Origin of the sequence: Mesorhizobium sp. M7A.F.Ca.CA.004.12.1.1, from assembly GCF_003997835.1 — a bacterium.
Taxonomy (GTDB): Bacteria; Pseudomonadota; Alphaproteobacteria; order Rhizobiales; family Rhizobiaceae; genus Mesorhizobium.
Genome location: NZ_RZRK01000121.1, coordinates 1 through 10,644, shown reverse-complemented (window position 1 = coordinate 10,644; position 10,644 = coordinate 1). Strand labels below are relative to the sequence as shown.

The window sequence follows — 10,644 nt, the reverse complement described above, 5'->3', positions numbered from 1 at the left end:
CTCGCGGCCGGCGGGTTCGATGCCGGTATCCGTCTTGGCCAGTTCATCGCGGTCGACATGGTCGCGGTGCGGCTAACCCCGTCATTTTCCTTCGTGGTCGTCGGCAGCCCTGACTATCTCAAACGCCATGGCCACCCCGAACGCGTCGACGATTTGCGCAACCACGCCTGCCTGCGCTTGCGCCGTTCGAATGGCGCCATTGCGCCCTGGGCTTTCGTCGACGGCAACGAGGCGATCGAGGCGATGCTCTCAGGCCCGCTGATTGCGCACGATTATCCGACATTGCTCGGGGCCGCGATGCGGGGCGTCGGGCTGGCGCAGACGCCTCGACCAATCGCTGAAGGTCCGATAGCCGAAGGTAAACTCGAACCGGTGCTGGACGGCATCGCCGCCACGACGCCGGGCGTCTTCCTGTATCATCCCGGCAAGCGCCAAGTCCTGCCGAAGCTGCGCGCCTTCATCGACCACCTCAAATCCGCGGCGTGAGATATCGGAATCCAGCCCCTTGCGGTGGCCTCCCCACTGCCGGCGTCGGGCGAGATTTTGATCGTGGCGTGAGCCGACAGAACTGCTATCTTGCCCTCGCACCTTCGGGGAGACTATGCGGACGCCATTTTTGGGCGACATGCACTAGCATCGGGATTGCGGCAATGACGAGTAACGCCAATGTCCTCGATGCGGTGGTCGTCGGGGCCGGCTGGGCCGGCCTGGGCATCAGCCATTCGCTGGCACGGCGGGGCCTAAGCCACAGGATACTGGAGAGAGGCCGCATCGGAGAGACCTGGCGCACACAGCGGTGGGACTCTTTCCGGATGAATACCCCCAACGTGCAGACCGTGATGCCAGGCGACTGCTATGACGGTTCGGATCCGTCCGGTACCCTGACGTGCGACGAATTCGTCGCACTCCTCGAGGATTTCGCCAAGCGGCACGGCCTCCCTGTCGAACAGGATACTGCCGTGACCGAACTCGCCAGTGGACACAATAATGGCGAATATAGGCTAACCACTTCACGCGGCACAGTTTTGGCGCGGAACGTGGTGATCGCAAGCGGCGACCTGAATTGTCCGGTGCGCCCAATTTGGGCCGGTTCGCTGCCGCCCGGCCTCTGCCAGATCGATGCTTCCGATTACCGCAGCGCCGCCGATCTCGCTGATGGAGCGGTGCTGGTTGTCGGAGGCGGCCAGTCGGGTGGCCAGATCGCAGAGGACTTGGCAGAAGCAGGCCGAACGGTCTTCCTTGCCACAAGCCGGGTTGGAAGACTCTCTCGGAGCTACCGAGGTCGCCACATTATGATGTGGCTGGTCGAGAGCGGGTTTCTCGACGTGCGTCGAGAGGAGATAATCCGTCTTGCGGAACGCATTCCGGCTCGTGGTCTGCTTGGGGCAGAACGCACCATTAGCCTCCAAGCGCTCAGCGCCCGAGGTATCGTGCTGCTGGGCCGGTTCGCAGGCGTCGAGGAAGGCGGCCGCCTCTCGTTCGCCGACGATCTCGAAGCCCATATTCGTTTTGGGGATGAAGCCTCCGCCAACGTCAAACGCTATATCGACGAATATATCAGTCGCTCCGGAATCGATGCTCCCGTTTCGGAACCCAATCCTGCGGAGACTGTCGCGGCATATCTGCCGGACCCGACTATTCGTTCTCTTGATGTTGCCGTGTCCGGCATAACGACCGTGGTGTGGTGTACTGGCTTCCGGGGTGATTTCAGTTGGGTGAACCTCCCTGGGGTGCTCGACTCGCAGGGACGGCCCGTTCATGAGGATGGCGTGGCTGCGCAGCCAGGTATCTACTTCGCCGGCTTAGATTTCGCCTCCACGCGCAAATCGGGCATAATATTAGCGATTGCCGAGGAGGCGCACCGCCTTGTCGAACACATCGTCGGGCGTTCGTGACGGACTGGACACAGCCGATCCATGATTGGGTAAACCGGGTGTCGCGTCTCAACTCGGTTCCCGCAGAGCATGGGTTTGATCTCCAGCTACGCAGGCGCCCCCGCCACGGATCCCCTGACCACCAGGTCGACCGGCCAGACCTCGCCTCGCGCCCCCTCCTCCAGTCCTGAAATCCGTGCCGCCAGCCGCTCGGCGACACGGGCGCCGGCGAGACGGATCGATGAACGCGTCGTCGACAGCGGCACCGAGAAATTCTCCGGCCTCAGCCAGGGGAAGACATCGTCGTGGGCGATCAGCGAGACGTCGCTCGGAATGCTCAGGCCGAGGTCGCGTACGGCGCGCACGACGCCCAGCGCCATGATCAGGCTGGAGCAGGCGATCGCCGTCGGCGCGTCGTCCTCTTCCAGCAAACGCCTGGTGGCGCGATAGCCGTTCTCCTCGGTCATATCGACCGAGCAGACATGGCGTTCGCTCAATGACAGTCCGCTCGCGGCGAGCGCCCGGCGCACGCCGCGTTCGCGATGGATGGCGAAGGTCTCGCGGTCGTCACCGTTGATCAACGCCAGCCGCCGATGACCTAGTTGGATCAGCAGCCTGGCCGCCTCGTGGAAGGCGCCCTCATTGTCGATGTCGGTAAAAGCATAGTCGAAGTCGAAGCCCTCACTGCGGCCATGGACGATGAAGGGAATGCCGAGCGTGTTGACCAGCGCCACGCGCCGGTCAGCGGGCCTTGGCGAGGAGATGTAGACGGCATCGACCTGCCTGTTGGCGACGATGCGCCGGTAGGTCGTCTCCTGGTCGTCGGCGTCGGCCGGCGACAGCACAAGGTCAAGCTCGTGCGAACGGGCATAGTCACCAAGGCCGGACAGGAACTCGACGAAATGCGGATCGATGTCGACCGACGCACCGGTCGGCAGGACATAGCCGATCATGCCGGTCTTGCCGGTCGCCAGCCGGCGCGCGCTCGGATTGGGACGATAGCCATGGCGCTTGGCGGCATCCATGACACGCCTGCGCGTCTCCTCGTTGACCTCGGGATAGCCGTTCAGCGCACGGCTTACCGTGGTTTGCGAAAGTGCCAGCATATGGGCGAGCTGCTTGAGGTTCACGAAAGGTCTCCATTCCCTCAAAGCGCTTTTAAATTGAATCGACCCAAGTCCCAGCGGGGCCGAGCCATACCAAGCCGAACCATAGACGCGGTTCGGGCGTATTTGAAACAAAAATTGCTGCTGCATCGCCATAATAGCATGTTGCAGCGCACTTTTAGGGGCGCAAATGCGCGAACCTAAATCGATTAATCCGCCCGGCCTCTTGACTTCCCAGCAATTCAATGGCGTGATCGAGAAAGCCAAAGCGCTTTGGAAGACTCTTCGAAAGGTTGCGGTTCCTTTCCGACTGAGTCACAGTCCTGCGGCGTCGGCGGGCGGAATGGAGGTTCCGTCCGGTGTGTGAGACCCACTGGGAGGAATACCGATGAAGAAAATGCTTTTGCTGGGTGCGGCGTTTGCCACGTTCGCCCTGAACGCGCCCGCGCAGGCCGAACTGAAGTTCAAGCCCGGCGAAGACAAGCGCTTCAACTGGGCGAACTACGAAGAGCTCAAGAAAGTCGACCTCAAGGGTGAGACGCTGTCGATCTTCGGACCGTGGCGCGGCGAGGACGAAGGCCTGGTGCGCGGCGTTCTCGACTATTTCTCGGAAGCCACCGGCGTCGAGATCAAATACTCCTCCTCGGAGAATTACGAGCAGCAGATCGTCATCGACACGCAGGCCGGCAGCCCGCCGAACATCGCCGTGCTGCCGCAGCCGGGTCTTATCCAGGACCTGGCGTCGAAGGGCCTTTTGACGCCGCTCGGTGACGACACCGCCAAATGGGTCAAGGACAATTACGGTGCCGGCCAGTCATGGGTCGATCTCGGCACCTTTAAGGACAAGGACGGCAAGCCGGGCTTCTTCGCCTTCCCTTATAAGGCCGATGTGAAGTCGCTGGTCTGGTATTCGCCGGATAATTTCGAGGAAGCCGGCTACAAGGTGCCGAAAACGCAGGAAGAACTTGCCGATCTCGAAAAGAAGATCATCGCCGATGGCGGCAAGCCGTGGTGCATCGGCCTCGGCTCCGGCGGCGCCACCGGCTGGCCGGCGACCGACTGGGTCGAAGACCTGATGCTGCGCACCCAGCCTCCGGAGGTCTACGACAAATGGGTGAAGAACGAGATCCCGTTCAACGACCCCGCAGTGGTCAACGCCATCGACATTTTCGGCAAGATCGCGACCGACGACAAGATGGTCGATGGCGGCGCCAAGGCGGTCGCGGCGACCGATTTCCGCGACAGCCCGAAGGGCCTCTTTTCGGTGCCGCCGAAATGCTACCTGCACCATCAGGCATCGTTCATCCCGACCTTCTTCCCGGAAGGTACCAAGGTCGGCCAGGACGCGGACTTCTTCTACTTCCCGCCCTATGCCTCCAAGCCTGAACTGGGCACGCCCGTGCTCGGCGCCGGTACGCTGGCGATGATCACCAAGGACAGCAAGAGCGCGCGCGCATTCATCGAATTCCTGAAGATGCCGCTCGCCCACGAGATCTGGATGGCCGAAGGCGGCTTCGTGACGCCGCTCAAGTCGGTCAACAAGGATGCCTATGCCAGCGACGCGCTGAAGAAGCAGGGCGAAATCCTCGCCAATGCCTCGACTTTCCGCTTCGACGGTTCCGACCTGATGCCGGGCAAGATCGGCGCCGGCGCGTTCTGGACCGGCATGATCGACCTGGTCGGCGGCAAGTCGGCGCAGGACGTCGCCACCGACATCCAGAAGAGCTGGGACGCGATCAAGTAGCGGTCGGCATGTAAGCGACCACCATTCTCGCACTGGATCCGGACCGTACTGGCCCGGATCCGACGGCGGCCCGTGCCGCAGCCTTTCGTCATGAGCGCATTGAAATGAAGCGCGATCGGCAATGTGCGCAAGCCGCCGATGACGCGCTCCAAACAACTGAATCGGCGCCTGGTCTCCGTTACCAAGGTCATTCCTTGTCGGGTCATGCGCAGGGGGAGAGGGACCCATGGCGGCTCAGATTTTCTCGGCCATAACAGTCATCATCGTCGGCGTCGGCGGTTGCGTCGCCTATTTCTGGGGCGCCAACAAACTGGTCGACCTGATATTCCCGTCACGCGGCGTCGCGGGTGCCGCGGCCATCGACAATCTGCGCCGGCAAGGGCTGGTCCGGCCATGGCTGTTCGTCGGCCCGGCGATGATCATCCTCACCATTTACCTGATCTATCCGGTGGTCGAGACGCTGCGGCTGTCGTTCCTCGATCGCAGCGGCATCAATTTCGTCGGCTTGGCGAACTATCAATGGGCGTTCGGCGATCGCGAGTTCCGCAACTCGATCCTCAACAACATCATCTGGCTGGCGGTGGTGCCGGCCGCCTGCACCTTCCTCGGGCTGATCATCGCCGTGCTTACGGACAAGATCTGGTGGGGCACGATCGCCAAGAGCCTGATCTTCCTGCCGTTGGCGATCTCCTTCGTCGGCGCCAGCGTGATCTGGAAATTCATCTACGAGTATCGGGGCGACGGCCAGACGCAGATCGGCATCCTCAACGCCATCATCCAGCATTTCGGCGGCCAGCCGCAGGTCTGGATATCGCTGCCGTTCTGGAACAATTTCTTCCTGATGATCATCCTGATCTGGATCCAGACCGGCTTTGCTATGGTCATCCTGTCTTCCGCCCTGCGCGGCATTCCCGAAGAAACGCTGGAAGCCGCCGTCATCGACGGCGCCAATCCGTTCCAGATCTTCTGGAAGATCATGGTGCCGCAGATCTGGGGCACCATCGCCGTGGTCTGGACCACGATCACCATCCTGGTGCTCAAAGTGTTCGACATCGTGCTGACCATGACCAACGGCCAGTGGAACAGCCAGGTGCTGGCCAATCTGATGTTCGACTGGATGTTCCGCGGCGGCGGCGATTTCGGCCGCGGCGCCACCATCGCCATCATCATCATGATTGCCGTCATTCCGATCATGGTCTGGAACATCCGCCAGGCGAACAAAGAGACGGGAGGACATTGAGATGGCCGTCGCGGCCGGAAATTCCTTCGCCAGCCGTTTTGGCGTCCACATCGCCGTGCTCATCTTCGTCGCGATCTGGACCATACCGACGCTCGGCATCCTGGTCTCGTCGCTGCGCGACAAGAACCAGATCATCGCCTCGGGCTGGTGGAACTCGTTCGCCAGTTCCACCCAGACGGAAGCAGGCCGGCTCCCGCCCGCCTCGGCGCAAGTCGAGAAGGACGGCAAGTTCGTCCTCGAGGGCAATATCTTCGGCGACGGCGCCAAGCGCGACATCAGCGCCTTCGGGGTCAAATCGGCGACACCGACGCAATATCCCGCCGGCACCACAGCCGATCTCGGCGACGGCGTGACCTTGCAGCTCAATGCCGACGGCAGCTTCATCATGCATTCCCCGAAAGCATTCGAAGGCGATCGCGGCCAGCGCGTCTATTATGCTTCGTCGGCGCCGCCGAAATTCACCACCGACAATTACAGAACCGTGCTGTTCTCCGAAGGCATCGGACGGTCATTCATGAATTCCCTGACCGTCACCATTCCGGCTACCGTCATCCCGATCCTGATCGCCGCCTTTGCCGCCTATGCGCTGGCCTGGATGCGGTTTCCCGGCCGGGCGCTGCTGATCGCCGTCATCATCGGCCTGCTGGTGGTGCCATTGCAGATGTCGCTGATCCCGCTGTTGAAGCTCTACAACGGCGTCGGCGCTTTCTTCGGCATGCCGTCGAAGACCTATCTCGGCATCTGGCTGGCGCATACCGGCTTCGGCCTGCCCTTCGCCATCTACCTGCTGCGCAGCTACATTGCCGGCCTGCCGCGCGAAATCATGGAATCGGCGCGCATCGATGGCGCCAGCGATTTCGAGATCTTCGTCAAGATCGTCTTGCCGCTGTCGTTCCCGGTGCTGGCTTCGTTTGCCATCTTCCAGTTCCTGTGGGTATGGAACGATCTGCTGGTGGCGATGGTTTTCCTCGGTACAGAGGCAGACCAGATCGTGCTGACCGCCAAGCTCAACGCGCTGTTGGGCTCGCGCGGCGGCGACTGGGAGATTCTGACGACATCGGCTTTCGTGACCATCATCGTACCGCTGATCGTGTTCTTCTCGCTGCAGCGCTATTTTGTCCGCGGGCTGCTTGCCGGCTCGGTGAAAGGAGGCTGAGACGATGCAATCCGCTTTGAAGGCCAGCTCGAAGCCTGACCTCGCCATCGATCGCGACTGGTGGCGGGGCGCGGTGATCTACCAGATCTATCCGCGCAGCTATCAGGACTCGAATGGCGACGGCATCGGCGATCTCAAGGGCATCATAGGCCGCCTCTCCTATATCGCCGCACTCGGCGCGGATGCCATCTGGATCTCGCCGTTCTTCAAGTCGCCGATGAAGGATTTCGGCTATGACGTGACGGATTACTGCGATGTCGATCCGATGTTCGGCACGCTGGCCGATTTCGACGCGCTGACCGCCGAGGCACACAGGCTGGGCTTGAAGGTGATGATCGACGAGGTGCTGTCGCACACTGCCGACAGTCATCCCTGGTTCAAGGAAAGCCGGTCGAGCCGCAGCAACCCGAAAGCCGATTGGTACGTCTGGGCAGACGCCAGGCCGGACGGCACACCGCCCAACAACTGGCTGTCGATCTTCGGCGGCTCGGCGTGGCAATGGGACACCAGCCGCCAGCAATATTACATGCACAATTTCCTGGCCGAACAGCCCGACCTCAACTTTCACAACCACGAAGTCCAGGACGCATTGCTCGACGTCACCCGCTTCTGGCTGGAGCGCGGCGTCGACGGTTTCCGGCTCGATACCATCAATTTCTACTTCCACAGCCAGGGCCTGGAAAACAATCCGCCGCTGCCGCCGGAAGAGCGCAACGACCAGACCGCGCCGGCGGTCAACCCCTACAACTACCAGGACCATCTCTACGACAAGAGCCGGCCCGAGAACCTCGGCTTCCTCGAACGGTTCCGTGCCCTGCTCGATGAGTATCCGGCAACCGCAGCGGTCGGCGAGGTCGGCGATTCGCAGCGCGGGCTTGAAGTGGTTGCCGCCTACACCGCAGGCGGCAAGCGCGTGCACATGTGCTACTCCTTCGATTTCCTGGCGCCGGAAAAGATCAGCGCGGGCAAGGTCCGCTCGGTGCTGGAATCCTTCGGCAAAGTCGCCAGCGACGGCTGGTCGTGCTGGGCCTTCTCCAACCACGACGTGATGCGCCCGGCCTCGCGCTGGGCCGCCAATGAGGCCGACCCGACCGCCTACCTCAAGGTCATCTCGGCGCTGCTGATGTCGTTGCGCGGTTCGGTCTGCATCTACCAGGGCGAGGAGCTTGGGCTCGGTGAGGCAGAGCTGCGGTTCGAGGATCTGCAGGATCCCTACGGCATCCGCTTCTGGCCGGAATTCAAGGGCCGCGACGGCTGCCGCACGCCAATGGTGTGGGATGGCAGCGCCAAGAATGGCGGCTTCTCCCAGGCAAAGCCCTGGCTGCCGGTGCCGGCCAAGCATCTGGCGCAAGCGGTCAATGTCCAGCAGGGCGACGAGGCTTCGCTGCTCGAGCACTACCGGCGCTTTCTCACCTTCCGGCGTGCCCATCCGGCGCTCGCCAAGGGCGACATCACCTTCATCGAAAGTGAGGGCGACACCGTCGCCTTCACGCGCCGCGCAGGCAACGAGCAGATCGTCTGCGTCTTCAATCTGGGAGCCGGGCCGGCCAAGGTTGACCTTGGCGGCCGATCGCTGCAACCTCTGCCCGGGCACGGATTTTCGGGGCAGGCGAACAGCGGTTCCATCGAGCTTGGCGGCTACGGCGCCTGGTTCGGGCGTCTCGACTGAATTCCAATCACTGGAGGAAACCAAATGGCCGATGTCACGCTAAGACAAGTGAAGAAGTCCTACGGCAATCTGAACATTCTCCACGGCATCGACCTCGATATTAAATCGGGCGAGTTCATCGTCTTCGTCGGCCCGTCGGGCTGCGGCAAGTCGACATTGCTGAGATCGATCGCCGGGCTCGAGGAAATCACCTCCGGCGAGCTCAGAATAGCCGGCGAAGTGGTGAACGACGTGCCGCCGTCGAAACGGGGCATCGCCATGGTGTTCCAGTCCTACGCGCTCTACCCGCACATGACCGTCTACGACAACATGGCGTTCTCGATGAAGATCGGCAAAGAGAACAAGGCCGAGATCGACCGCCGCGTGCGTCAGGCCGCCGAGATCCTGCAGCTGACCAAATATCTCGACCGCCTGCCCAAGGCGATGTCGGGCGGCCAGCGCCAGCGCGTCGCCATCGGCCGGGCCATCGTGCGCAATCCGAAGGTGTTCCTGTTCGACGAGCCGCTTTCGAACCTTGATGCGGCGCTGCGAGTCGCCACCCGCATCGAAATCGCCAAGCTCAAGGAATCGATGCCCAACACGACCATGATCTACGTCACCCACGACCAGGTCGAGGCAATGACGCTCGCCGACCGCATCGTGGTGCTCAAGGACGGCCATATCGAGCAGGTCGGCACGCCGATGGACCTCTACAAGAAGCCCGGCAATCTGTTCGTTGCGCAATTCATCGGCTCGCCGGCCATGAATATCCTGCCCGCAACCATCGACAAATCAGGCAATCCGACCGTCGTCAGCCATGTCGGCGGACGCAAGGCAACCGTGCCGATCGCGACGCCGGCTTCGGCAAAGGGCGCTGCGGTGAGTTTTGGCGTGCGGCCGGAGGACCTGATCATCGCCAGCGGCGCGGACTATCTGTTCGAGGGGACGGTCGACTATGTCGAGCAGCTCGGCGAGGTGCAGCTGGTCTATGTCGACATCGGTCGCGCCGACCTGCCGCTGGTGACCAAGCTGCCCGGCAATGTCGAGGTCAAGCGCGGTTCGACATTGCGGCTGAGCGCCAATGGCGAGGACCTGCATCTCTTCGACGCTGACGGACGGTCGTTTGCCCTTCATGAGGCTGAAGCGAAGGCGGCCTGAGGCAGAACCGCGTCTTGGACAAAAAAGAGCAGCGGGCCAGGCCCGCCGCTCTTTTTTTGAAGATCAGCTTCGACTGTTAACGGCCGAAGAGATTCCGGTCGCTGCCCTGAGGAGCGGACTTCTCTACGTCGCCCGACGAATTGAGCAGCTTCTCGACGAGGCCACCGCTGTTGCGGACCGAGCTCGTATGCGCGCTGTCAACCGAAGTAACCGCAGGCTGGTTGGCGCCGTTGGAGCCAAAGTTGTCGCTGCCGGCGAAAGCACTGCCGGTGATGGCCAGAACGGCGGCGGCAGCAATAAGGATCTTGTTCATTTTAGTCTCCTGAATTCTGGATTTCGCCAGACGGCAGGCACAGCTGCCGTCGCTTGCGAAATTGGTTTTAGCGACCGAAGAGGTTACGATCGCTGCCCTGAGCGGGTGTCTGGGCAGCCGGTTCCGAGGTCTTGGTGGAAGCCGTGTACGACTGGTCCACAGCGGCGGCAGGCTGGTTGGCGCCGTTCGAACCGTAGTTGTCGCTGCCCGCGAAAGCGCTGCCGGTGATGGCCAGAACGGCGGCGGCAGCAATGAGGATCTTGTTCATCTTAAATACTCCTGAATGTCTGAATTTCGAATGTCTGAATTTCGCCAGGGCAGCGGGCGAGCCCGCCGTCGACTGGGAATCGGCTGTTAGTTGTTGCCGAAGAGGTTGTGGTCAGCACCCTGGGCAGGCGCCTGAGC

The 10,644-nt window shown here is 62.0% G+C and carries 10 protein-coding genes; 7 read left to right on the top strand and 3 right to left on the bottom strand.

What is annotated here, in order from left to right:
• The coding region (locus tag EN984_RS09070) for a LysR substrate-binding domain-containing protein (RefSeq protein ID WP_245480049.1) at positions 1–486 on the top strand (486 nt) is incomplete at its 5' end.
• A 164-nt stretch (positions 487–650) separates the two neighbouring features.
• On the top strand, positions 651–1,895 hold the full coding sequence (locus tag EN984_RS09065; RefSeq protein WP_127267793.1) for an NAD(P)-binding domain-containing protein: 1,245 nt from the start codon (positions 651–653) through the stop codon (positions 1,893–1,895).
• 86 nt (positions 1,896–1,981) lie between these two features.
• Here EN984_RS09065 and EN984_RS09060 read toward each other — a convergent pair whose 3' ends face one another.
• Entirely contained in the window at positions 1,982–3,004 is a 1,023-nt protein-coding gene (locus tag EN984_RS09060) for a substrate-binding domain-containing protein (protein WP_127267792.1), read from the bottom strand.
• 364 nt (positions 3,005–3,368) lie between these two features.
• Here EN984_RS09060 and EN984_RS09055 point away from each other — a divergent pair, with 364 nt between their 5' ends.
• From EN984_RS09055 to ugpC, 5 genes are all read left to right on the top strand, one after another.
• Positions 3,369–4,724 carry an ABC transporter substrate-binding protein gene (locus EN984_RS09055; protein ID WP_127267791.1) on the top strand — a complete coding sequence of 452 codons (1,356 nt, stop codon included), beginning with the start codon at positions 3,369–3,371 and terminating at the stop codon, positions 4,722–4,724.
• 226 nt (positions 4,725–4,950) lie between these two features.
• The gene (locus EN984_RS09050; protein ID WP_127267790.1) at positions 4,951–5,964 is read left to right on the top strand and encodes a sugar ABC transporter permease; all 1,014 of its coding nucleotides are present in this window, start codon (positions 4,951–4,953) and stop codon (positions 5,962–5,964) included.
• Position 5,965: 1 nt separating this feature from the next.
• Positions 5,966–7,120, top strand: coding sequence for a carbohydrate ABC transporter permease (locus tag EN984_RS09045; RefSeq protein WP_127267789.1), 1,155 nt, complete (start codon positions 5,966–5,968; stop codon positions 7,118–7,120).
• Positions 7,121–7,124: 4 nt separating this feature from the next.
• Complete coding sequence (locus EN984_RS09040; RefSeq protein WP_127267788.1) at positions 7,125–8,789, top strand: alpha-glucosidase family protein; 1,665 nt, start codon at positions 7,125–7,127, stop codon at positions 8,787–8,789.
• A gap of 24 nt (positions 8,790–8,813) precedes the next feature.
• On the top strand, positions 8,814–9,926 hold the full coding sequence (ugpC, locus tag EN984_RS09035; RefSeq protein ID WP_127267787.1) for a sn-glycerol-3-phosphate ABC transporter ATP-binding protein UgpC: 1,113 nt from the start codon (positions 8,814–8,816) through the stop codon (positions 9,924–9,926).
• 76 nt (positions 9,927–10,002) lie between these two features.
• On the opposite strand, the gene EN984_RS09030 is transcribed toward ugpC, so the two are convergent.
• Complete coding sequence (locus EN984_RS09030) at positions 10,003–10,239, bottom strand: DUF680 domain-containing protein (RefSeq protein WP_023813652.1); 237 nt, start codon at positions 10,237–10,239, stop codon at positions 10,003–10,005.
• A gap of 67 nt (positions 10,240–10,306) precedes the next feature.
• A complete protein-coding gene (locus EN984_RS09025; RefSeq protein ID WP_127267341.1) occupies positions 10,307–10,507 on the bottom strand; it encodes a DUF680 domain-containing protein in 201 nt (66 codons plus the stop codon).
• Positions 10,508–10,644: the final 137 nt, after the last annotated feature.

Bases quoted from the DNA above. Each gene is read 5' to 3' on its own strand.
- EN984_RS09065 (WP_127267793.1), top strand. From the start codon at position 651: ATGACGAGTAACGCCAATGTCCTCGATGCGGTGGTCGTCGGGGCCGGC.
- EN984_RS09055 (WP_127267791.1), top strand. From the start codon at position 3,369: ATGAAGAAAATGCTTTTGCTGGGTGCGGCGTTTGCCACGTTCGCCCTG.
- EN984_RS09050 (WP_127267790.1), top strand. From the start codon at position 4,951: ATGGCGGCTCAGATTTTCTCGGCCATAACAGTCATCATCGTCGGCGTC.
- EN984_RS09045 (WP_127267789.1), top strand. From the start codon at position 5,966: ATGGCCGTCGCGGCCGGAAATTCCTTCGCCAGCCGTTTTGGCGTCCAC.
- EN984_RS09040 (WP_127267788.1), top strand. From the start codon at position 7,125: ATGCAATCCGCTTTGAAGGCCAGCTCGAAGCCTGACCTCGCCATCGAT.
- ugpC (WP_127267787.1), top strand. From the start codon at position 8,814: ATGGCCGATGTCACGCTAAGACAAGTGAAGAAGTCCTACGGCAATCTG.
- EN984_RS09030 (WP_023813652.1), bottom strand. From the start codon at position 10,239: ATGAACAAGATCCTTATTGCTGCCGCCGCCGTTCTGGCCATCACCGGC.
- EN984_RS09025 (WP_127267341.1), bottom strand. From the start codon at position 10,507: ATGAACAAGATCCTCATTGCTGCCGCCGCCGTTCTGGCCATCACCGGC.